The organism is Ruegeria sp. BG11, from assembly GCF_056538565.1.
Genome location: NZ_JBQFTH010000014.1, coordinates 26,023 through 48,733, shown reverse-complemented (window position 1 = coordinate 48,733; position 22,711 = coordinate 26,023). Strand labels below are relative to the sequence as shown.

Here is a 22,711-nt window from a genome sequence, read left to right as displayed (position 1 = left end):
TCTGACCCTCCTTTAATAGCGCACCAAAGTGCGGCTTTCGATGCTTTTGCGAATGGTAGTGATGTTTGGATCCTCGACCATATCGAGTGCGCTATGAGCAATCGAAGCCAGACCTTGATTGTCATAGATGTTGAAGACCGCGACCTCATCCGGCGTCATTTTGGATTGATAGATCCACTCATGTTTGGGATTTCCCGCCAGCCCCATGATTTGCCCCACGCGGTCAGGATAGATCAGGTCCAGTAGAATCCAGTCAGACGGGTCGACAGACGAAGGCCGTACAAAACCCAGAGGTGCCGAATTGATCCTATGACCCACAGGGCGCCACACGTTGACAAAGGCAAAATGACCTTGCGCCCACTCCGCTGCGGTCTCGGCACCCAGCAAGTCGATAAGCCGCTGTTCGGCTCCGTCCTTGCTGTAGTCGCTATGAACATTGCGCGCCGGTTTACGCGTTGCTTCAGGGTCATCCACTCGAACAGTGTGATCAAAAACCACGACCTCTCTCGCACCCAGCTTGTCCTTCAGCATAGCCTTGAGTTCCGCATCGTAAATCGGTTTCCAGCTGTTGCCTGCAAAGTCTCGGACCTGCGTTTCAAGTGGCATGATTTCAACGGCATCACACGCAAATGAAACTGACGAGGTTGTTTTGCGGTTATCTGCTAGCACAACGGATGTCGCGACCAGTTCAGGGGAAATCAGGTTGCCAGCGACCCCGCCAGCATCAAGCTCGAAGGCTTGCCGGTAGGATTTGTGAACATGGTAGTTGACGGTGGCTGTCCGTGTCATGTGCGCCTCCTGCCTAAGCTTTGCTGTCTCTTTAAAAGGGATTTAACCTCGATCAAATTGAAGATAAACTGCCCAATCATGTATTGATAATTCGGAAAATGAATATAATGGGTTTAGACACAGACGCTCTTCGATTGTTCATAAGGGCAGCAGACATGCTGAACATCAGCGCGGCGGGGCGTGACTTGGGCATGGCCCCAGCGGTCTCCAGCGCAAGGCTTGCCAAGCTGGAGCAGAACCTCGGTTTCGAGCTTTTGCACCGCACGACACGCAAAGTGTCGTTGTCGGTGGAAGGAGCGGATTTCCTGCCCTTCGCCCGTGAGATCATTGCGCAGGAAGAGGCGGCATTTGCTGCTTTGGGCAAGCAAACGACAACGGTTAAAGGTACATTGCGTTTTGCTGCGCCAAGCAGTTTTGCACAGCTCTACATCGCGCCAATCCTGCCAAAGTTCCTTGAACGGCACCCAGATCTCACACTCGATCTGCGCCTGTCCGATGTGCAGTTCGATCTGATCGAAGGAAGCTATGATCTAGCGCTCAGGAATGCGCCACTGGTCGACACCAGCCTGAAGGGCCGCAAACTGGCTGATGACCAGCGTATCCTTTGTGCCGCGCCACACTACCTCGAAACGCATGGCGTTCCCGACACACCAGCCGATTTGACAAACCACCGTCTGATCGCTTTCCAAAACCTCCAACCGCGGTCACTTACTGGACCGGCAGGTGAAAACGCTGTCTTCGATCCTACCTCAGCCAAAGGCCAATTGATCATCGATGACGGTCAAAGCCAGGTTCGCGCCACACTAGCCGGAGCAGGTATTTCTTTGAATGCTCGATGGAGCGTGCATGACCAACTGAAGTCAGGCCGTTTGGTACGGGTTCTTCCAAACTTTGAGGTCGGTGAAGACAATGTCTTGTGGCTGATCTACCCCAAGTCCAACGTATTGTCCCCCAAAGTACGGGTGTTCATGGACTTTCTGGTTGCAGAGATAGGCGCAAAGCCACCTTGGGAAACATAAGCGCAATACAACTCAAGCGCGCTTTCAGGCATCCTTACGTCAATGTTGAGGACAGCCGCAAAACGGGACACGTCTTGCCCAATCGTAAAAATCTGGTTTGTCCCGCTCAGCTGTCATTGCACCTTATCGAATTGCTACCGGGTTTCCTAATGACCAGTATGTGAGTTGCAACCGCCGCAACCGAAAGTCGTGCTCAACGTCCGATGTGAGCCGGGAACGTTGGGACAAGTTCTGTGCGCAGCGTTCTTAGCTATTCCTAACTTACCCATTCAGGCTGGGTTTTCTCACAGTACTCCCCGGAATAAGCCGAAACCCGACATCCGTCGTGGACTTGGCTGGTTCGCCGTTGATTTGGGCCAGAACCATCTCGGCTGCGATCTGTCCAATCTTAAGATGGGGTACAGAAATCGACGTCAACCGATAGGGTTGAATCGCTGAAATCGGCAAGTCGCCCCATCCGGCAATTCCAATATCGTTCGGGACGCTCAATCCGATTTTTTGAGCATAGTGAAGCCCACCTATCGCCATATTGTCATTCTGGTAGAAAACAACTTCGATATCGCGATGGGCCGCGAGCAATTGTTCGGTGCCGTAAAACCCGGTGTAAAAACCAGGCGTGTCCTTCAGCAGCAATTGTTTTTCCAACCGCCCGTTTGCATCTTCGATGGCTTTGGAAAAGCCGTTGAGACGTGCGGTTGCGGCGTTTGCGACGTCATGTGAAGTGCCGACATAGCCGAATTTTTGATACTCCATTCCAGCCAGATAACGACCCATGCTGTAGCCGCTGTCAAAGTGGTTCAGCCCCACGCACATGTCCAATGGGCTTGAATTGAAATCCCAGATTTCGACCAACGGGATGCCTGCGCCGCGCAGCATTTGAATCGCTTTTTGGCTGTGCGAGCGACCGGTAATGATCAGCCCGGCAGGTTGCCAGGACAGCACGGTCTCGATCCATTTTTCCTCATGGTCGATTTCATGCTCGGTGAGGCCCAGCACGGTCTGGTGTCCAAACGCACCGAGCTTTCGGTCGATGCCCTCCAGAACCTGCGCGAAGATTTCGTTGCCCAATTCGGGGATGCTGACCCCGACAAAAGTAGACTTCTTGTCACCCGCGAAAACGGTCGCCAAGCGATTCGGCAGGTAGCCCAACCTGTCCACTTCGGCCATGACCTTGGCGCGCGTTTTTTCCGAAAACCCACCTTCATCGCGCAGGACTCGGCTTGCTGTCATCTTCGACACGCCCGCAGCCTTTGCCACTTCAGCAAGGCTTACTTTGTTGTTTTTGCTTGTTTTATCAGTATCACTACTCATTTACGTTACGGGTAACTCTTTTTTATTGACAATGGCCTAGTCTGTGCGAATGCTAGCGTAACGTTACGGGTAACTCAATACGGTGTTGAGGAGCATCAGGGTCACCCAGGTCCAGGAGGAGACTGCCGTGCCCGGCACTGCGCAAAACAATCTGTTCTTTGACGGGATAAAGAAGCATTTTGGAGGCACCTATGCGTTGCGCGACGTGTCTCTGAATGTTGAACGCGGTGAGATTGTTGCGCTGCTGGGCGAAAACGGGGCGGGCAAATCGACCCTCATCAAAATCCTTGGTGGCATTCACAAGGCGGATGAAGGACGGGTTCTGATCAACGGTGAGCCATACGAACATCGCCCAGGTGGGTTTGGGGAACGTCAATCCGTTGCCTTTATCCACCAGGATCTGGGCATGATCGAATGGATGACCGTGGCGGAGAATATCGCACTTGCCTTGGGCTACTCCCGCAAAAGCGGTCTGATTAATTGGAGATCCGTAGAGAGCTTTGCTCAGGACGCGCTGGACAAGGTAGGCTGTGAATTCGACCCAACCACGCGGGTACAGGACTTGTCGCGGACCGAGAAGTCTCTGGTTGCCATCGCCCGCGCTTTGGCCGTGGATTGTGACTATCTGGTGCTGGATGAACCAACCGCTTCTCTACCAGCGGATGAGGTTGAACGGCTGTTCGAAGCGTTGCGCCCTTTGAAGGAACAAGGCGTCGGCATGATCTACGTGTCGCATCGGCTGGATGAGATTTTCCAGATCGCCGACCGGGTTGCCGTGCTGCGAGACGGCGAGATGGTTGGCCTTCGTAGCATCGACCACACCACACCCGAAGAACTGGTTTACATGATCGTCGGTCGCAAGACTCGGCAGGTGATGAAGCCAGACACGCCTCCGGGTGCAACGCTGCTTGAGGTGTCTGGCCTGAACATGGAAGCAGCGCATAACGTCAGTTTCAAGTTGCAGACGAATGAAATCGTCGGGCTTGTCGGGCTGCGCGGGGCAGGTCATGAAAATGTCTCTCGTGCGCTGTTCGGGTCGGAAGGGTTTAGTGGCCAAATAACCCTGCATGGTGAAACGCCTGATCTGAGCTCTCCGCAGACCGCGATGGCGTCTGGGATCGGCTTGGTGGCGCGGGACAGAACCGAGGAATCGGTCGCCATGTCACTGACCATCCGCGAGAACACGTTCCTGAATCCGGCAGCCATCGGGCGGTCATTGCTATCGTTCATGGGCCACAGGGCCGAGACAGAGAGCGCCGCGCGGATCGGTGCCGACGTGGCCTTGTCTCCCAATGATCAGAGTATGACGATTGAGAGCCTGTCGGGTGGGAACCAACAAAAGGTTGTCATCGGGCGCTGGCTTGAAACCAAACGTAAGCTGTTGATCTGCGAAGACCCGACTGCGGGTGTCGATGTTGGCGCCAAGGCCGAAATCTACGCGCTGTTGAACCGCGCGATGGAGGAGGGCGTCGGCATCATCGTCGTTTCAACCGACTTCGAGGAAGTCGCTGCTATCTGCCACCGCGCCATCGTCTTCAGCCAGGGTCAGATCGTGCGCGAATTGACCGGTACCGAACTGACCACTGAAAACCTGATACAGGCTGCCTCGGCCTCGAACGCCGTGGCAAGTTAAGGAATACGACTATGCAATCGCTTGAGTCCAATGCGCTGGAACCGACCAAGGCCGAGTTGAAAGACGCCTCGTTAAGAACTCGAGTTTTCAGGTTCTTGCCGGTTTACGGGTTGGTTCTGCTGACAGGTTTTCTGATCATCCTGTTTTCGATTCTCCTGCCAAACACCTTCCCAACGCTTCTGAACCTACGGGCGATTATCTCGGACAAGGCGATCATTGCGCTTCTCTCATTGGGTGCGATGATACCGATGGCGGCAGGCCGTATCGACCTCACGGTCGGGTATGGGATTGTGCTATGGCATATCCTGGCGATCTCTCTACAGACCTTGTACGGCATTCCGTGGCCGATTGCGGTGGCGATTGTTCTGTTGCTGGGCCTGCTGACTGGTTTCCTGAACGGTCTGCTGGTCGAGGTCGCCAAGATCGACAGCTTTATTGCCACGCTTGGCACAGGCACGGTCCTGTATGCGCTGGCGCTGTGGCACACAGGCGGACGTCAGATGGTCGGCGCGTTGCCTGACAGTTTCTATGCCATCAACGGCACCTTTGTATTCGGCCTGCCGATCACCGGGTTCTACGTGCTGGGGATCACGGTCGCGATGTGGCTGATCCTGGAATACACGCCGATTGGTCGGTACCTCTACGCGATTGGCGCCAATCAGCGCGCCGCGCAGCTGAACGGTATTCCGACCCGGAAATTCGTCATTGGCGCTTTCATGTCATCGGGGCTGATCACCGCCTTTGCGGGGGTGTTGCTGGCGTCGAAACTGCGGATCGGGCAAGCCTCGGTCGGTCTTGAATTCCTGTTACCTGCTTTGGTCGGGGCCTTTCTTGGGTCCACCACCATCAAGCCGGGACGCGTGAATGTTTGGGGAACAGTCGTGGGTGTCGCGATCCTGGCTGTTGGTATCTCGGGCATTCAGCAATTCGGTGGATCCTTCTGGGTCGAGCCGATGTTCAACGGTGTCACGCTTCTGATCGCGATCGGTATCGCCGGTTACGCTCAGCGTCGCAAAGGCGCCAAAAAGTAAACAGCATAAGGGAGGAGATTATGCTGAAACGGACTTTCATGGCAGTATCCGCTGCCGCGCTTCTGACGGGTTTGGGATTTCCGGTGACCGCTGAGACGGCGTTTGACGGCCCCACCAGCGGACCAACAGCCGCCGAGGGTAAATCCATTGTTGTCGTTGCTGGCGATCTCAAAAACGGCGGTATTCTCGGTGTCACCAATGGTGTAGAGGAAGCAGTTGGCACCATTGGCTGGGACGTGCGCGTGCTGGACGGGGCCGGGTCCATTCAGGGCCGGACCGGAGCCATCGGGCAGGCACTGGCCCTGCAGCCGGATGGGATCATCATCAATGGCTTTGACGCCATTGAGCAGCAGGCCGCGTTGGAAGGCGTTGTCAGTGCTGGTATTCCGATGGTCGCGTGGCATTCCGGTCCCAAGATCGGATGTGACGCGCCGGGAGGCATCTTTGCCAATGTCTCGACCGACGCCATGACGGTATCCGAAGTGGCTGCTGAATGGGCCATGGAAGATGGCGGCGACGGGGTGGGGGCGATCATCTTCACCGACTCGACCTATCAGATCGCCATCGACAAGGCCGACCGGATCAAAGAAACTATCGAAGCTGCGGGCGGTACCGTGCTGGAATATGTCGATACGCCAATCGCCGACACCTCGGCCCGGATGGGGCCACTGACTACCAGCCTGTTGCAGAAATATGGTGACCAGTGGACACACGCGCTTGCCATCAACGATCTGTATTTTGACTTTATGGGGCCGGCATTGGCGGCGGCGGGTATCTCGTCCGACAACGGCCCTCAAGCGGGCTCGGCTGGTGATGGCTCCGAGGCTGCCTTCCAGCGTATCCGGAGCGGCAATTACCAGACAATCACTGTGGCCGAACCACTGAACCTGCAAGGCTGGCAATTGGTGGACGAGTTGAACCGCGCCATTCAGGGCGAAGCTTGCTCGGGTTATATCACGTCGCCTGCACTGGTGACCGAAGAAGGTCTGGCCAAACTGGGCGAAAGCAATCAGTTCGACCCTGACAGCCCCTATCGCGAAGCCTACGCAGAGATCTGGGGCAAATAACCGATCCGGTGGTCCTTGCCTGAATTGGCAAGGACCCCGCTCGAAAAGATGACAAAGCGCAAAGCCAACTCAGCGGTCGTTCGACCGCCCTGGCGGAGCTTTGCGCAAAGGAGGAAACCATGAGCGAACAGCCATTGGTTCAAATGCTGGGAATAACCAAACGCTTCGGCGGGGTGACCGCGCTGCAAGATGTTGATCTGACGGCCTATGCGGGTGAAGTGCTCGCCATCGTCGGCGACAACGGGGCGGGTAAATCCACCCTGATCAAGATTTTGACCGGAGTGTATCAGCCCACCGAAGGTCACATCCTGATGGATGGAAAACCGTTGGAGATGGCCAGCCACTCTGACGCAATCGCAAACGGGATTGATGCGGTTTACCAGACCCTCGCGCTGGCCGATCATCTTTCCCCTGCTGCGAATATGTTTCTGGGCAACGAGCTGACCAAAAACGTTTTCGGCATCCCGTTTCTGGACAACAAACGCATGAAATCTGAGGCCGCGCGGGTTCTGGAAGAACGTCTTGGTGTCCGACTGCGTTCGATGGATGTGATGACGGAAAGCCTGTCAGGCGGGCAACGTCAGGCGGTCGCGATCTCGCGCGCGGTCTATCACGAAGACCTGCGCTTGCTTGTGATGGACGAACCTACCGCAGCTTTGGGTCCGCAGGAAACAGCGCGGACGCTGAAGCTCATCAAAGCGCTGCGCGAACAGGGCTTGGCGGTGATCCTTATTTCGCACTCTCTGGATGACGTGTTCGAAGTGGCGGACCGCGTGCATGTGCAACGCCGGGGCCGCGCCGTTGGCGTTGTCAAAACTGCGGAGAGTTCCGTTCAAGATGTTCTGGGCCTGATTGTCGGTGCCCAAGACGCAGCTGCGTGAAGGAGAACGATATGTCCGCGGCGATGACAAACACCGAACAAAGAACAATCATGGACCGATTGGAGCCTTATCTGGCCTTTATCGGGCCGATGGTGATGATCCTGGCCATTCTCATCTTCATGGGGATTGCGGAACCGGCCCGGTATTTCCGCCTGACCAACCTCAATCTGATCCTGCTGGATGCGGCGCTGTATATGCCGATGGCGATGGCGATGACCTTTGTCATCACCCAGCGCGGGATCGACCTGTCGATCGGCTCGATTGCGGCGCTGTCGGCCATTCTCATGGCCTTTCTGGTGAAGCAATACGGTTTTCCGGCCTGGGTAGCTGTTCCTCTGGCGATTGTGCTGGGCGCGATCATGGGATTGATCAACGGTCTGGTTATTACCCGTTTCAAAGTGCCGGACCTGATCGGAACGCTGGCGATGGACCTTGTTTATCGCGGTCTGGCGCTGGTGATTGCAAAAGGTCTGGTACTCGCGCGTTTCCCCGACCTGATCACCGAAATCGGACGTGGCCAGATTCCGGGTTTTATTCCGGTGCCTGTGGTGCTGGGCTTGATCACAATGGCGATTGGCTATGTCGTCCTGACACGCACCTATTTCGGGCGCTACACGATTGCGATTGGCTCGAACCCCGAAGCGAGTGAAATGACCGGTGTGGCCGTCGATCGGCACAAGATCTATGCCTATGTGCTGATGGGTGCCGCGGCGGCAATGGCAGGTGTCATGTTGACCGGAAAGCTGAATGCTATTCAGGCGACCTCGGCACCGTATTTCAACCTGCATGTCATTGCCGCGGTTGTCGTGGGCGGCACGTCCCTGTTCGGTGGACGCGCCTCGATGCTGGGCTCTCTGGCCGGTGTTTTGCTGCTGTCGATGATGATCAACGCACTGGTGACTCTGCGGATCGAGTTCTTCTGGCAATCCGTCGCCTCGGGCGTGGTGATCGTCAGCTCGGTCGCGCTCTACACCTGGATGCAAAAGAAAGACCGTGACGGGGCGCAGGGCCTGCTGGCGGGTCTGCGCAGTAAAGAGGCGCAAAAACTCATCCGCTTCTCGGCCGCTCTTATCGGCGCACTAATCCTGTTGCTTGCCCTAGGGGCGGGACTGGCAACTGAGCCTACGCCAAGCGGCTAAGGCAAACAAAAGTGGTGCGCCCGGAGGTAGGAGTCCTGGCGCACCTGCAAGGCCCCACAATGTTCGCGAAAGGGAGGACTTACCGTGAAACAATTGAACAAAGCACTACTGACGACAAGCGCATTTTGCCTTTGTGCCACTGCAGCCTTTGCTGATGGGCACGGAAAGCTACCGCTTAAGGAACTGCCGGGTATCGAAGATCGGGACTACTGGGTCCCGGGCGAGGTTAACGCCGACGGCAAACTGGAAGCCTTGCAGGCGATGACAGGGGCCGAAGCGGTCAAGTATGAAGGCACTCAGGATGCACCTTTGCAGATCGCACTGATCTATCCTTCTGCTGACACCTCCGACTTCTGGGCGCGCAACTATCTGGCGATGACCAAACGTCTGGATGAGTTGGGCATAGAGTATGAAACCACCGAATTCGCCAGCCGTCAGATCGAACACAGCTTGCAATCGACCTATGCCAACCAGGTGGTTCAGGATGCGGACCTTTATGACTTTGTGATCTTTGGCCCGTCGGAACTGGCCATTCAGGCCGACAATATCGACAAGATGGCCGGGAATGACGGGTTTGCGACCTTTGTTTGGGCCTTCCACACGCCGCCAAAGGAGTTGAAAAATCAGCCTGACGCGTGGTTCGACTTCAGCTCGGCAGCCGGTGCCCTGACGATGTGCGATTACATGTTGGAGCGTCTGGGTAGTGACGTCACGATGGCGATGAACCGTGGCATTCCTGGTATCACCGACGACCAGCGCTCGGGTGATTTCAAGGCCTGCGTCGAAGAGAAAGGCAACTGGACCACCGTTTACGAACATTACGGTGAATACCAGCGCGAAGGCGGCTTTGAGGGCACCAGCTTGATCCTGCAAGCCTATCCAGAAGCCACCATCATCCATAACGCCAACACCGCTATGGCCATGGGGTCGGTCGAAGCTCAGCTTGCGGTCGGCAAAGAGAAAGACGTGTTCTCGACCGGTTGGGGCGGCACTGGGTTGGAACTCGACGCCATTCGACGCGGCGAGCTGGACGCGACCCCAATGCGTATGGGTGACGATGTGGGCGCGGCGACAGCCGAAGCGATCAAGGCGCACATGGAAGGTCGGCAGGACGAACTGCCCTTTGTGTTCTTGGGCCGGATCACCGTCGCTCATGACCAGATGAGCGCCGAAGAGATCGATGCGCTGGAACAGGAAGCGTTCCGGTTCTCGGGCGTGGGCGCGTTGGAGCGCTAAGAAACTCGCTTGTGGCTGGGCCTAACGGGACCGGCCACAGGCACCTGAAGTAACCAAAGACGGAGAGAGCCCGAATGGCGCAATCCATGATGTTGATTGAAAAATGCAGCCATTGCGTGAGCTGGTATGACATTGAAACCGGTGCCCGGCAGGGGCGGTTGGATCTGCCGCATTTCCCTCATGAATTTGTAGTCGATGACGAGTTTCACTACGCCTATGTCGGTCATTACGGCGTGCAGAATTCCGGTATCGAAGGCACCGATGGTCGGTCCGTGATCGTGATCGACATCCGCAAACAGGAAATCGTGCACAGCTATGATCTGGGCGAGCATGCCCGTCCGCACGGGATTGGGCTAGACGGACAGGGGCGTCTCTACGTGCTGTCCGAATGGACAGGCCATCTGCTGGTCAAGGAAAACCCGCGTGCCTTCGATCAAGGCTGGGATCACATCACGCCGACCGGTGGCACCAAGTGCCATCTGTTTGCGCTGACCAGGGACGGACACACAGCGTATTCAATGAACCTGACCTCGGGCAATGTTACCGTGTTCAATCCATATGATGCGTCGGTTTCGCCGATCCCAATCAAGACCGGAAAGAAACCTGAAGGGCGCTGCCTGCGGGAACAGGCACAGACGCTCTATACCTCGCAGCGTATCTCGAACACCGTCGCCGTGGTCAACACCGACACGCTTGAGATCGAGCGCACCTTTCCAACGCCAGATGATCCCTGCCGCATCTACTACGACGAGAAACGCAACCGGCTGGTGACGATGAACCATTTCGGGGGATCGTTCTCGGTATTCGATGAAGCCACGGGCGAGATGTTGCACGAACAGAAAACGCCCGCGAACCCGCTGGCACTGTGCATCGATGATGAGTCTGCCTTTGCCTATATTGCCATCGATTGCGAACAGGTGCAGCGGTTCAACCTTGATACATTCGAGGTGGTGCAGACCTTTGACACGGGCAAGGAACCGGACGTGATGGTCATCCTGCCTAACGGATTTTCGAAACACTGGGAGAACGCGGCATGACCAAGCCTCGTATCGCTATTGTGCCCGGCGACCCTTCGGGGATCGGACCGGAACTGATCGCCAAACTGCTCAATCAGGAGGGCGTGCAGGAGGCCGCAGATATTGTGCTTGTTGGAGACAGTCATCTGTGGCGGCGCGGCGCGGAACAGGCTGATCTGAACGTGCCGATCAACACGGTGGATGCAGTGGCAAGTCAACCGGGCGTGTCACATCTTGAACTCGACACCATCGCGCCCGAGGACGTGAAGATCGCCGAAGTCACCGTCGCGGGCGGTACGACATCGCTCCGCTGTCTCGACAAGGCGATGGATCTAGCGATGGCGGGGCAGGTGGATGGTATCCTGTTCGGCCCATTCAACAAAGCCGCGATGACCGCCGCCGGGCTGAATGCCGAGGACGAGCACCGCTATATGGCGCGGTATATGGGGCATACCGGCTATCATTCGGAACTCAACGTTCTGGATGAGTTGATGACGACCCGCGTGACCTCGCATATCGGGCTCAACGATGTAGCGGCCAATATCACCGAAGACGGGATCCTGAAGGCGGTCAATTTGGCCAATGACACGCTGCGCAAGGCAGGCAACGCGCGTCCCAATATCGCTGTAGCGGCCTTGAATCCGCATGCAGGCGATAACGGAAAATTCGGCCGGGAAGAGATCGACATTCTAGAACCCGCCGTGCGCAAGGCCCAGCAGAAACAGTTGAATGTGACCGGCCCGTGGCCCTCGGACACCGTGTTCCTTAAGGCGCAGCGGGGCGAGGTCGACGCTGTAGTTACCATGTATCACGACCAGGGCCAGATCGCGATCAAGCTGATGGGGTTTGAACGCGGCGTGACCGTAGCGGGCGGCTTGCCGATTCCGGTGGCCACCCCCGCCCATGGCACCGCTTTTGATATCGCCGGACAGAACAAGGCCAACCCGGGCGCAACACGGCAGGCGTTCGATCTGCTGGTGCGAATGGCCAAAACGCATCGCGCCGAACGCAGCGCGGACTGAGGAGACTAAGATGACCAAGATTAAATCCGTGCGCACCCGCGTCTGGAACTGGACCGGGCCTACCGTGCCGCCGACGGGCAATTTCTGCACCAATGCCTCGGACGTTCTGTACGAAAAAGGCGATGCAATGTCGTCTTTCCGGTTCCATCAATGGCTGACCTGTGAGGTTGAGACCGAAGACGGCACAATCGGCGTCGGCAATGCGGCCCTCGCGCCTTCGGTGGTCAAGTCTGCAATCGACGAATGGTTCGCCCCGCTGGTGATCGGCGAAGACCCGTTCGACTATGCCTATCTGTGGGAAAAGATGTACCGCCGCGGCCATGCATGGGGGCGTAAGGGGATCGGGATGACGGCGATCTCGGCCATCGATCTGGCGATCTGGGATCTGATGGGCAAGCTGTCGGGCAAGCCGGTGTTCAAGCTGCTGGGCGGTCGCACGAAAGAGAAAATTCCCGTCTATTACTCCAAGCTTTATTCCGGCCCCATCGACGTGATGCAGGCCGAGGCTGCCGCGGCGCAAAAGAACGGCTATTCTGCCTACAAGATGCGGTTCGGTTGGGGCCCCAAAGATGGCATGGCCGGGATGCGCGAAAACCTCAAACGGGTCGAGGCCGCGCGCGAGGTCATCGGCTATGACGTCGATCTCATGCTCGAATGCTACATGGGCTGGAATCTCGACTACACTAAGCGGATGCTGCCCAAACTGGTCAAATACGAACCCCGTTGGCTGGAAGAACCGGTCATCGCCGATGATGTCGAAGGCTACCGCGAACTGAATGCAATGAATATCGTGCCAATCTCGGGTGGTGAGCATGAATTCTCGGTCATCGGCTGCAAGGACCTGATCGAGAAAAAAGCGGTCTCAGTCCTGCAATACGACACAAACCGAGTGGGTGGGATTACGGCAGCGCAGAAGATCAACGCGATTGCCGAGGCGTTCCAGGTGCCCGTGATCCCCCATGCGGGTCAGATGCACAATTACCATCTGACCATGGCCAACGCCAATTGCATGATCAGCGAGTACTTCCCCGTCTTCGATGTCGAGGTCGGCAATGAGTTGTTCTACTACATCTTCGAAGGCGATCCCGAGGCCGTGGATGGGTTCCTTGATCTGGATGATGACAAGCCGGGTTTGGGGATTGAAATCACCGATAAGCACCTCAAACACTTCCAGATTACGGAGTAAATCATGACCTACACCGGTATCTGGCCCGTTGCGCCAACACCGTTCAACGAGGACGGAACGCTTGATCTGGACGGGATGAAGCGCGTTCTCGATTGTCTGATCGATCAGGGCGCGGATGGAATCTGTATTCTGGCGAATTTCTCGGAACAGTTCCTGATCACGGATGCTGAGCGCGAGACTTTGACTCGGCTCAGCCTTGAGCACGTCTCAGGACGCGTTCCAATGATCGTGACGATCAGCCATTTCGCTACGCAAATCGCGGTGGAACGGGCGCAATTTGCCAAGGACTTGGGTGCGGACATCGTGATGATGATGCCACCCTATCACGGGGCGCTTCTGAAAGGGAATGCACAGCAGACCTTCGAGCAGTTTGCTGCCGTGGGCGAGGTCGGCATTCCGATCATGGTGCAGGATGCGCCTTTGTCGGGTGTCGACCTGCCGGTGCCCTTGCTTGTGCGCATGGCGCAAGAGATCGAGATGGTGAAGCTGTTCAAGATCGAATGTCCCCGTGCAGCCAACAAGCTGCGCGCCCTGATCTCCGAAGGCGGAGACGCAATTGAAGCGCCGTTTGATGGCGAGGAGGGGATCACCCTGTTGGCCGATCTGGATGCGGGTGCCACCGGGTCGATGACCTCGGGTATGATCGTGGACCAGATCAAGCCGGTTATCACCCATCACCATGCAGGCCGCATTGATGAGGCAACCGCCGCCTATGGGCGCGTGGCGATGGTTGTCAACCACGAAAACCGCCAATGCGGCTGGCAGTCCTGCAAGGCGGCGATGGTTGAAGGCGGCGTGATCCGGTCCGAGTTCTGCCGCCACCCGATTGACCCGCTTCAACCGGCGATCCGCGACCGGTTAATCGACCTTTTGAAACCTTTGGACCCGATGGTCCTGAAGTGGGGAAAATAAGATGAACCTTGGACAAAACCTGATCGACGGCAAATGGGTCGGCTCAAACAAGCTGCGCGCTTCAGATGATCTGGAAGGGCAGAGCTTCGCTCAGGCGACAGCTGCGCAGGTCGACGAGGCCTGTCGCGCCGCCCGCCGTGACTTCCGTGCTTATGCGGGCAAGTCGCGGGCCGAGCGGGCCACGTTCCTGCGCACGATTGCTGAGCAGATGGATGTTTTGGGGGAGGAGATTACCCAGACCGGCATGGCTGAGACTGGACTGCCCGAGGCGCGCTTGGTGGGCGAACGCGGCCGTACCACCGGTCAGTTGCGCATGTTTGCCGACCTAATCGAAGAGACTGGATATCTCGATATCCGCAAAGACGGCGCACTTCCTGATCGGACGCCACTCCCCCGTCCTGATCTGCGCCTGACGCACAAAGCCATCGGCCCGGTGGCCGTCTTTGGTGCGTCGAACTTCCCGCTCGCCTTTTCCACGGCGGGCGGGGATACCGCCTCGGCTTTGGCCGCTGGATGCCCGGTGATCGTCAAGGGCCACAGCGCCCATGCGGGGACCGCTGAGTTGGTGGCACATGCCATCGCCAAGGCGATTGAGCTTTGCGACATGCCCGCAGGCACGTTTCAGATCGTGCAGGGGTCGGGGCGCGAGGTTGGATCGGCTCTGGTGCAACATCCCGATATTCGGGCGGTTGGTTTCACCGGATCGCTGGCTGGGGGCCGGGCGCTCTATGATCTGTGCCATGCGCGTCCACACCCGATCCCGTTTTACGGCGAGCTTGGCTCGGTCAACCCAATGTTCTGTCTGCCCGTTGCTATGAACGCGCGTGCGGCGGAGATCGGCGCGGGCTGGGCCGCGTCTCTGACCTTGGGGGCAGGGCAGTTCTGCACCAACCCCGGCGTCGCGGTCATGTTGAAAGGGCCGGATGCAGAAGCGTTGGAAACCGCCTGTGTCACAGCTCTGAACCAAACAGCAGAACAGAAGATGCTAACCGACGGTATCCACGATGCCTATGAACAGGGCGTCCGCGCCTTCCGTGATTTGATGACCGAAGTTACCTCCTGTGGTTCTACTGCGGGTACACGTGCGGCCCTTCCTGCTCTGTTCAAAGTCAACGCGGAACAGTGGATGGCAGACCCCAAACTGCAACACGAAGTGTTCGGTGCGGCTGGCATCATCGTTCTGTGCGACGACACGGATCAGATGGTGGCGCTCGCCGAAGAGCTGGAAGGCCAACTGACCCTGACGCTGCACATGGATGACGCAGATCATGACTTCGCCAGCACTCTGATGCCCATTCTAGAAGAGAAAGCCGGACGTTTGTTGGCCAATGGTTTCCCCACGGGTGTCGAGGTGTGCTCGGCGATGATGCATGGCGGGCCATACCCGGCCAGCACCGACGTGCGCGCGACTTCTGTCGGCACTCTCGGTATTGCGCGGTGGCTGCGTCCTGTCAGTTATCAGAACATGCCTGGTGCTTTGCTGCCGAATGAACTGCAGGGCTGAGAATCCACGTCAGGCCATCTGTGGCCTGACCCCAAAACGCCGCGAACGCGCAGGTTCGGCGGCGGCTGAAGGACAAATAAAGGAGCAAATGGATGTACGGCGTTCTGGACGGCACCGGATTTGAGGTCATCGAAAAAGAGTTCGAAGCCTGTTTCATTGGCCACGCGCGGGTCGAACGGTTGTGGACCGGTGCGCGCTGGTCCGAAGGGCCGACCTGGTTTGCCGCCGGGCGCTATCTGGTCTGGTCTGATATCCCCAACAACCGTCTGATGCGCTGGTATGACACCGATGGATCGGTCTCAGTGTTTCGGCAGCCCTCGAACAATGCCAACGGCAACACGGTGGATCGGGAGGGTCGGCTGGTGTCATGCGAACATCTGACCCGGCGTGTCACAAGGACTGAACATGACGGCTCTATCACTGTTCTGGCGGACGCATGGCAGGGAAAGCGTCTGAACTCGCCGAATGATGTTGTCGTCAAATCGGACGGGTCCATCTGGTTCACCGATCCCTCCTACGGGATCATGATGGACTATGAAGGCGAGCGCGCCGAAAGCGAGATCGGGGCGTGTCATGTGTTTCGTGTGGATCCGATGTCAGGCGAGGTGACAGCCGTCGCAACCGACTTCGTGAAACCCAACGGCTTGGCCTTTTCGCCGGACGAGAGCACTCTCTACATCTCTGATACGGGCATCACCCATGACCCAGACGGTCCGGCGCATATTCGCAGGTTCGGCGTCGCGAGCAACGGAAAAACTCTGACGGGGGGCGAGGTGTTTGCCAATTGTTCGGCGGGGCTGTTCGATGGTTTCAGGCCAGACCGTGAAGGCCGCATTTGGAGTTCCGCCGCAGACGGTATTCATTGCCTGAATCCGCAAGGAGATCTTATCGGCATGGTACACATACCGGAGATGGTAGGAAATGTATGTTTTGGCGGGGCCAAGCTGAACCGGCTGTTCGCGGCCGGAACGAGCAGCCTTTACGCGATCTATCTCAATGTAAACGGTGTCTCACCGGTTTGATATAACTTGCTAAAGTGGGGTTGGAAGCAGGGGAGACATCTGCCGAAGCCGACGCAAATCCCAATCGAACGTTTTTTGAACTAGTCGCAGCACAAGTCTACGAAAGGACGGCTACTTTTTCAAAGAAGCAATTTTTGAAGCCTTTGTTGTGCACCTGCCTTACAAATCATTATACCAGGGCCTGCAAGCATTTTAGTTGAACGTTGCGAGTGTCCGCAACGCGAGTAAGGCTGCAGTATTCAAGCACGCAGGCGAATGGCTGAATTGAGCCAGAACTGCCCAACCTGCTAAACGCCCTAACTCCCACTCGAACCTATTCAAAGTGCCAGATCCGGAGTCGCGACTAGCTTAAAATCCGCGTCGTACTCTGGAACTAAGTAGACATTCGAAACGACCGCAGCATTTGTAGCTTTGGAGCTCGCTCCGGGCATTTTCTGCGGTGCGTTCCGACTAGAATTAAGAGCCCATACCAGCCATTGATCGTGTTTTGGGATTTCGCTCATGCGGCAGGTCGCGAACCGCGTAGGTCGGACTTCGCCTGTGTCGCTAGCAACCGAATTTGATGTTGACAAAGTTGACGTTCAAAAAATCTAAGTGAAGGTCTGCTTACTTTTCTATGCAGTACAAAAATCAAACAACAGGTATCAGAGAAAAAACTCTGCCCGTTCCACTACCCAAACAATCGCGACCAGACTTGCGCACGCGGCAACGACAGCGCGAGAGCTGGCCCAGATACGACCTGGTTGTTTGCACAGCAGCAACACCAATGGCCAGACCAATAGAACGATCATGACTTGCCCAGCCTCAACCCCAACATTGAAGGCCAGCAAGCTGTGCCAAACGTTTGGTGCATCAACACGTAGAATTTGGTGTAACATGAAGGAGAAGCCAAACCCGTGCAGCAACCCAATCCCGGACGTGATGGCAAAAGCCTTCAGGTCGCCATGTCCTTTCTCTGGTGGCCAAACCGCCATTGCAGCTGCGTAGATTATTGAAAGTGCTATTGCCAATTCGACAGTTGGGATGAACCACGCTCCGCTCGGTGCGAAGCCAAAAAAACCCAAAATCAGTGTTACTGTGTGGCCCAAGGTAAAGCCTGTGACGCGGGCGAGAAGGCTATGCAAGTTCAATGCACCGATGATCATGCAAAGTACAAAGAGAACATGATCGGGACCCTCCAAAATGTGCCGAATTCCCTCAACGAAAAAGGTTGAAGCGGCTGCGGTCGCTGATCCGGAAACATCAACCGGGGTGTGCATCAGGCCCCGTGCACGAAATGTCCGAACATCTTGCCCGTTGTAGTCGAGGATCAGGTTCGCCGTTTCTTCTTGTCCAGGAAGCCCCGGATCAGAAGTGTAGGATAAACTGTAGGCTCCTACCTCTCCCATAGGAAAGCGCAGATGTAGGTCCACCATCACCTCGCCAACATAAATCTCCTCGGTCGTTGGAACAACATCTCTTGGCGCAAGTGCCGAACGCGCCTCATCAAGCGTGGCAAATCCAGGTTCTTGCCCCAACGGGTGTAGCGTTATCGAGACGATTTCTGCTGTTCGTCGATGACCGTCGACAGATAGCACAAAGCCGTTTTCAGCAATACGAGCCAAACCGGATGGGTCTTTGTGAAATGCGACCTGATCCAAGTAGTGCATGAGCACGCCATCTTCGATCAGATTGTATGTGTACGGTGCCGGTGCAGGCAAACCGTCCGTACCCTCTGGGCCGACGAGCTCCGCAACCAAATAAGGCATCGGAAGGCGCAAATAGACATCAAGTCCTTCTTCTGAGTGAGCCACATGATGAATGCGAACATTCTGGTTGAGATTGAAATGCGCCTCTGCTCTGCCCGCGCACAAAAAGATCATGGCAAACAAGAACGTGGCAAAAAACAACCTCACGATAGGCACTGAATTATCCTCCTGTTTTGGCGCTGACAATCGTCAGATCATCGAGCATCCAATGATCGCCGTGCCGCGAAACGTCTAGCAAGCCACGATAAGAAACCGCTTGCCTGTGTAGATGCCCCCAATGACCTCCGCTTACACGGGCAGTCCAATTGACGAGGACCTGATGCTGATTTCTGTCTTCGCCGGGCGTGAAGCTCTCGACATTTAGGTCAGAAATCGCTTCGACGCGTGCCATGGCGCCAGAGGGTAAGGTAACTGACAAGCCACGACGCATTTCTGCCTGAACCTTGTCGCGATTGACTGTCTCGACATATGGCTCCATTGCCGCCATGGCATTATCATCTCGCGTCTCAAGCATGGTGGTTCCGATGTTGGTCACCAACCCTTCTGCGATTTGACGCGTCGCGATCTTATCTGGATTGGGCGCTGTCGACGGGCTGGTCAGCGAATACGTGACAATCGCAGCGGCTCCGAATGCCCCGGTCAGACCAAGCAAGATCAGGCGTTGAACGTTTGCAAGCTGCAACGAAAAATAGGCGCATATCAAACACAGAAAACCCAAGCCGAACGCAAACGAAGGCACCTTAGTTACACCTGCGACTTTGACAACGACCGGGCCCGTCTTTGGGTTTGTCCAAGTTTTCAGGTGATTGTTCCAACTCATAACGGGGTCAGTTGCATAAATCTGCGAGGGGACCGCCCCAGCGGGATCGGAGAGGGTAATCGGGATAACATCCAGACCATCTGGGAAAAGTTCCCATGCCAGATCGACTCGGTTCGGCAAGGTCTCAACCGGATAGGAAATGACAACACCCAGCAGCATCGTCTTTCGGTTTGCCTCCGCTTCATCCGGAAGAACACGCAAGCCTTCGGCCCCGACTTCGATACGTGAGACCTGTACCGTTTCCGGTTTCATCGGTTTGCCGTCTACGGCGAGCGGGTTTTTAGTCCCAAGAAAGTCCGATACGCCAGACGTGATCCTGGCGACATCATCTGGAGTTAGGCGCTCTGCGCCACCCAAGCCCAGATCGGCCCAAGTTTCGAAGTCTTTCAAACGCAGTATGATCTCGTGTCGGACCACACGCGGCTCCATGGCCAAGAACGACATCATCGGGGACTTGTGGTGGCGGGTGAGATTTGGGTTTTCAAATTTGCTAAACCAAGGGTCGTCCCAATCTGGCAGCATTGTCTCAGCCTGAGAAAGGTAACGATAGTCTGTAACCGGAACGCCCATGTGCTCTGCCACAACTCCAAGTGAAGCCAAGGGAATCCCGTCTGGACCTAGTGGGGGAATGAACGTGATCCGTTCAGGCTTGCCATTGAACGGAAACTCCATATCCACGTAGACGACATTTTCGCTGCGCGGTCGCGGTTGATACAGAGCGCTCGCTGCTGTTTGCCGAGAAATTCTGGGGCGCACGTCAATCGTATTCGTTGTGCTGGTCAGTTCCTCTTCGTCTGCCCAGATCTGAAGGTTTCGACCCGTACGCTCGGCCAGTGACGTACCCGAACCATCATCTGGAATGACGAATATGGGATAGTCGCTCAAATCGACCTCAAGGAGAACCCGCACATGATCAGGCTGCACCGAAAGTTCAACAAAGTTTGGCGCGGTTTCTCCGCCGTAGGGGGATACAAGATCAGCAATCGATGGGTTTGCGCCAATCGCAAAACTGGCGAGCGCTGAGCCCACCCAAGCCCATGTCTTGCTGCATTCGCCAATCTTAGAAATGAAACGAGACGGCAGCATAGATACCATTCTGGTCCACATCATAGGCAAACTCCCCGCCCGAGCGGTCAGTGGAATAGTCAATTCCATAGAACTGATAGCCAAACCGCAGAGACGTGTTCTCCCAGCCTTTCCAGTCAAACCCAGCCAGAAGGAGGTATTGCAGGTCATCGCCATTCACACCGAAGCCACTGAGTTCAGCGCGGCTGGCGAAACTCCATTTATCGTTGATTTCCATCGCATAGCGGAGCGCGATCATCGGCTCAAACCAATCCTCTGTTCCGCCCAGCGTTACGCCGGGCCCAGGACCAGCAATGTCGATTTCTTGTTTAAGCCGGTTCCACTGAACACCGACGGCTACATCTGCTGCATAGCGTCGACCCGAAGCATTGACGCCGTTCGCAAACCGGTAAGCCCCCTGAACGTTTACAAAGGTCTGCCGGACATCAACATCAATGTCTACATTTCCACCGGGCAAGGTTCCCTCTTCACCAAGCCTTACGTAGTAGACCTCGGAGATGATCCCAAAATCCCCGTTCCAGCCTTCGTAGCGTACGGAAGCTGCGCCTTGCAGGACGTCCAGAACCTCGCTCAAGCTCAGGTCCAGATCGACGCTAGTACCATCAATGGTTGATGTGCCAGTCGTGCTGAGCGGAAGGAACAGATAGGGTGTGATTGAGTGTCGCCAACCGCCGCCATCATTTTCAGAACGTGCAAGTGACTGGGCGTTTGCCGCGTTGGAGATCGCGACGAGCAACCATCCAACACAGACCAAATAGCGAGAAATAAATGAGGTATGTCGCATAGAGAATTCCGATCAGAATTGAAAGAACCGGCGCGTGTTGAAGTCGCGCCGGTCAAATTTGACTCTATTCATCGCCTGGATACGGGAACTCTTGGCCCAAGGCTTCCGATGCTTCTTCGTAGATTGGCCGCAAGACGTCATCTACATCGTCAAAGCCACCTTTGGTGAATTCCGAAAACTCCATCACCTCCGGAGAAAGCCCTACCTTCTCAGCATATGACGTCTTGTCAGCAGGGTTCGGCGGCTCAGCTGGTGCAGCGAGCGGCGGCGCCCAAGTGTGCTCTTCCGTTGCCGCCATTCGAACTGTAATCGCGTCTTTCGTGACATTCCAAACCATGAAGTCATCTGCCAGACTTAGCGGACCATCATAGGTGCTGCGTATGCGTTCGAAAACATTGTTTGCTGTGTCGAAGTCGTTAAAGAAATGATAGGCGACCGCCATTCGTGGCTCAATATCGCTCATGACTTTTCCGAATGCTTCGGGCGCTGTATGTACTTGTGTTCCAACCAGTAGCGCAGATTCGGGCGTAAACCCCATCTTTGCCACCAGATCTGGAACCGCTACAAAGCACTCATGGATGGCGAGGTCTGCATTCTTAGCGTATTCCTTGAACCACTTGTTCGGATAAGTGTCTGAACTGAAAACAAATTTTAAACCGTTCCATTCCAGTGCATAGCTGATTGCTCCATCAATCGAATGGATGGCTGGAAACGTACGAATTTGGACGCCATTTTCTTCGTAAATTACCTCGTTCTCTAACCTGTAATCGAACTCGTTAACCTCCATTGAATAACCGCGGAAATCAGTGATTCCCGCACGCCCCGCCAGATCCCATGTGAGCATTTTTTGCATATGATCTAGTGCATATGCAGTGCCAAGTTCTTCTGCTGGTCCACTTGGGCCCCAAACCCGCAACGGAATATTTCGGCCCATCAACGCTCCACCGATGAACAAATCATGCAATGCGCCGAAATGGTCAGTATGAAGATGGCCGATAAAGACCTTGTCCAAATAATTGTACGGGATTTGCAGGGAAGAAATTCGCTCGGCCGATCCCGAACCAATGTCGAACAAGAACTTGTCTCCATTGCCCATTTCCACAAGGAAACACGCAGCGGCCTGAGCAGCCCGCGTTGTCGGCATTCCAGTTCCACACGCGATGACCCGCATCTCGTCTTCAGCGAGATCTTCGGTATTGGGGTAGTACACATCGCGTGGGCGATCACGCACCATTGTCGGAGAAACTTCCGCTGTTTCCTGCGCGTATGCTGCCGAAGGGGCGACTAAATCGATGACTGCTTCCGTGACCGCTTCAGGAGAAACAGCCCAAGCACCAAATATCGCTCCAATTGCGAAGTGCTTGCTGAGACTTCTGTAGTTCATACGTTTGGCCATGTGTCATCCTCCAGTCGCTTGGTAGATTGGCAAGCTGGGAATGCGGAGTTTCGCACTCCGGCTCGCTGTTCTGGTTGAAAGTTTAGGTTTTGGGGGACATTCACGTAAG

At 55.9% G+C, this 22,711-nt stretch carries 19 protein-coding genes; 13 read left to right on the top strand and 6 right to left on the bottom strand.

Annotation, left to right across the window (positions count from 1 at the left end; translation table 11 throughout):
- Positions 1–12 precede the first annotated feature (12 nt).
- Positions 13–789: a CmcJ/NvfI family oxidoreductase gene (locus ACR0JF_RS19855; RefSeq protein WP_170661353.1), complete on the bottom strand. Its 777-nt coding sequence runs from the start codon at positions 787–789 to the stop codon at positions 13–15.
- Positions 790–896: 107 nt separating this feature from the next.
- On the opposite strand from ACR0JF_RS19855, the gene ACR0JF_RS19850 reads away from it, so the two are divergent.
- A complete protein-coding gene (locus ACR0JF_RS19850; protein ID WP_170473413.1) occupies positions 897–1,808 on the top strand; it encodes a LysR family transcriptional regulator in 912 nt (303 codons plus the stop codon).
- A gap of 261 nt (positions 1,809–2,069) precedes the next feature.
- Here the strand turns inward: ACR0JF_RS19850 and ACR0JF_RS19845 are convergent, their stop codons facing one another.
- Complete coding sequence (locus tag ACR0JF_RS19845) at positions 2,070–3,119, bottom strand: LacI family DNA-binding transcriptional regulator (RefSeq protein ID WP_170661354.1); 1,050 nt, start codon at positions 3,117–3,119, stop codon at positions 2,070–2,072.
- A gap of 127 nt (positions 3,120–3,246) precedes the next feature.
- Between ACR0JF_RS19845 and ACR0JF_RS19840 the strand changes: the two genes are divergently transcribed.
- From ACR0JF_RS19840 to ACR0JF_RS19785, 12 genes are all read left to right on the top strand, one after another.
- Positions 3,247–4,752 (top strand): sugar ABC transporter ATP-binding protein, encoded by a 1,506-nt coding sequence (locus ACR0JF_RS19840; RefSeq protein ID WP_170661355.1) that lies wholly within the window; start codon positions 3,247–3,249, stop codon positions 4,750–4,752.
- 11 nt (positions 4,753–4,763) lie between these two features.
- A complete protein-coding gene (locus ACR0JF_RS19835; RefSeq protein ID WP_170661356.1) occupies positions 4,764–5,783 on the top strand; it encodes an ABC transporter permease in 1,020 nt (339 codons plus the stop codon).
- A 20-nt stretch (positions 5,784–5,803) separates the two neighbouring features.
- A complete protein-coding gene (locus ACR0JF_RS19830; protein ID WP_170661357.1) occupies positions 5,804–6,850 on the top strand; it encodes a substrate-binding domain-containing protein in 1,047 nt (348 codons plus the stop codon).
- 119 nt (positions 6,851–6,969) lie between these two features.
- Positions 6,970–7,731, top strand: coding sequence for an ATP-binding cassette domain-containing protein (locus tag ACR0JF_RS19825; protein WP_170661358.1), 762 nt, complete (start codon positions 6,970–6,972; stop codon positions 7,729–7,731).
- An 11-nt stretch (positions 7,732–7,742) separates the two neighbouring features.
- Positions 7,743–8,870, top strand: coding sequence for an ABC transporter permease (locus ACR0JF_RS19820; RefSeq protein WP_170556670.1), 1,128 nt, complete (start codon positions 7,743–7,745; stop codon positions 8,868–8,870).
- Between the two features lie 84 nt (positions 8,871–8,954).
- Positions 8,955–10,106, top strand: a complete 1,152-nt coding sequence (locus tag ACR0JF_RS19815; RefSeq protein ID WP_170644353.1) for a substrate-binding domain-containing protein — start codon at positions 8,955–8,957, stop codon at positions 10,104–10,106.
- 74 nt (positions 10,107–10,180) lie between these two features.
- Entirely contained in the window at positions 10,181–11,143 is a 963-nt protein-coding gene (locus tag ACR0JF_RS19810; RefSeq protein ID WP_170661359.1) for a YncE family protein, read from the top strand.
- Positions 11,140–12,144, top strand: coding sequence for a 4-hydroxythreonine-4-phosphate dehydrogenase PdxA (locus ACR0JF_RS19805; RefSeq protein WP_170661360.1), 1,005 nt, complete (start codon positions 11,140–11,142; stop codon positions 12,142–12,144). Before ACR0JF_RS19810 ends, ACR0JF_RS19805 begins: the two co-directional genes overlap by 4 nt.
- Positions 12,145–12,154: 10 nt before the next feature.
- Positions 12,155–13,330, top strand: a complete 1,176-nt coding sequence (locus ACR0JF_RS19800) for an L-rhamnonate dehydratase (protein ID WP_170661361.1) — start codon at positions 12,155–12,157, stop codon at positions 13,328–13,330.
- Positions 13,331–14,242 carry a dihydrodipicolinate synthase family protein gene (locus ACR0JF_RS19795; protein WP_170661487.1) on the top strand — a complete coding sequence of 304 codons (912 nt, stop codon included), beginning with the start codon at positions 13,331–13,333 and terminating at the stop codon, positions 14,240–14,242. It begins immediately after the preceding gene.
- A gap of 1 nt (position 14,243) precedes the next feature.
- Positions 14,244–15,746 carry an aldehyde dehydrogenase (NADP(+)) gene (locus ACR0JF_RS19790; protein WP_170661362.1) on the top strand — a complete coding sequence of 501 codons (1,503 nt, stop codon included), beginning with the start codon at positions 14,244–14,246 and terminating at the stop codon, positions 15,744–15,746.
- A 92-nt stretch (positions 15,747–15,838) separates the two neighbouring features.
- Positions 15,839–16,768, top strand: a complete 930-nt coding sequence (locus ACR0JF_RS19785) for an SMP-30/gluconolactonase/LRE family protein (protein WP_170661363.1) — start codon at positions 15,839–15,841, stop codon at positions 16,766–16,768.
- A gap of 644 nt (positions 16,769–17,412) precedes the next feature.
- Here ACR0JF_RS19785 and ACR0JF_RS19780 read toward each other — a convergent pair.
- The 4 genes from ACR0JF_RS19780 to gntH all read right to left on the bottom strand — a co-directional run bounded on the left by ACR0JF_RS19780 (position 17,413) and on the right by gntH (position 22,602).
- Positions 17,413–18,672: a HupE/UreJ family protein gene (locus ACR0JF_RS19780; protein WP_170747450.1), complete on the bottom strand. Its 1,260-nt coding sequence runs from the start codon at positions 18,670–18,672 to the stop codon at positions 17,413–17,415.
- Between the two features lie 4 nt (positions 18,673–18,676).
- Positions 18,677–20,446, bottom strand: coding sequence for a hypothetical protein (locus tag ACR0JF_RS19775; protein WP_480669711.1), 1,770 nt, complete (start codon positions 20,444–20,446; stop codon positions 18,677–18,679).
- Positions 20,397–21,206, bottom strand: coding sequence for a hypothetical protein (locus ACR0JF_RS19770; protein WP_480669709.1), 810 nt, complete (start codon positions 21,204–21,206; stop codon positions 20,397–20,399). The genes ACR0JF_RS19775 and ACR0JF_RS19770 overlap by 50 nt, the downstream gene beginning before the upstream one ends.
- A 64-nt stretch (positions 21,207–21,270) precedes the next feature.
- Positions 21,271–22,602 carry a guanitoxin biosynthesis MBL fold metallo-hydrolase GntH gene (gene gntH, locus ACR0JF_RS19765; RefSeq protein ID WP_170661366.1) on the bottom strand — a complete coding sequence of 444 codons (1,332 nt, stop codon included), beginning with the start codon at positions 22,600–22,602 and terminating at the stop codon, positions 21,271–21,273.
- Between the last annotated feature and the right edge of the window lie 109 nt (positions 22,603–22,711).

Coding starts and splice junctions, on each gene's coding strand:
- ACR0JF_RS19790 (WP_170661362.1), top strand. CDS start 14,244: ATGAACCTTGGACAAAACCTGATCGACGGCAAATGGGTCGGCTCAAAC.
- ACR0JF_RS19835 (WP_170661356.1), top strand. CDS start 4,764: ATGCAATCGCTTGAGTCCAATGCGCTGGAACCGACCAAGGCCGAGTTG.
- ACR0JF_RS19845 (WP_170661354.1), bottom strand. CDS start 3,119: ATGAGTAGTGATACTGATAAAACAAGCAAAAACAACAAAGTAAGCCTT.
- ACR0JF_RS19830 (WP_170661357.1), top strand. CDS start 5,804: ATGCTGAAACGGACTTTCATGGCAGTATCCGCTGCCGCGCTTCTGACG.
- ACR0JF_RS19805 (WP_170661360.1), top strand. CDS start 11,140: ATGACCAAGCCTCGTATCGCTATTGTGCCCGGCGACCCTTCGGGGATC.
- ACR0JF_RS19825 (WP_170661358.1), top strand. CDS start 6,970: ATGAGCGAACAGCCATTGGTTCAAATGCTGGGAATAACCAAACGCTTC.
- ACR0JF_RS19785 (WP_170661363.1), top strand. CDS start 15,839: ATGTACGGCGTTCTGGACGGCACCGGATTTGAGGTCATCGAAAAAGAG.
- ACR0JF_RS19810 (WP_170661359.1), top strand. CDS start 10,181: ATGGCGCAATCCATGATGTTGATTGAAAAATGCAGCCATTGCGTGAGC.
- gntH (WP_170661366.1), bottom strand. CDS start 22,602: ATGGCCAAACGTATGAACTACAGAAGTCTCAGCAAGCACTTCGCAATT.
- ACR0JF_RS19775 (WP_480669711.1), bottom strand. CDS start 20,446: ATGATGTGGACCAGAATGGTATCTATGCTGCCGTCTCGTTTCATTTCT.
- ACR0JF_RS19850 (WP_170473413.1), top strand. CDS start 897: ATGGGTTTAGACACAGACGCTCTTCGATTGTTCATAAGGGCAGCAGAC.
- ACR0JF_RS19800 (WP_170661361.1), top strand. CDS start 12,155: ATGACCAAGATTAAATCCGTGCGCACCCGCGTCTGGAACTGGACCGGG.
- ACR0JF_RS19770 (WP_480669709.1), bottom strand. CDS start 21,206: ATGCGACATACCTCATTTATTTCTCGCTATTTGGTCTGTGTTGGATGG.
- ACR0JF_RS19855 (WP_170661353.1), bottom strand. CDS start 789: ATGACACGGACAGCCACCGTCAACTACCATGTTCACAAATCCTACCGG.
- ACR0JF_RS19820 (WP_170556670.1), top strand. CDS start 7,743: ATGTCCGCGGCGATGACAAACACCGAACAAAGAACAATCATGGACCGA.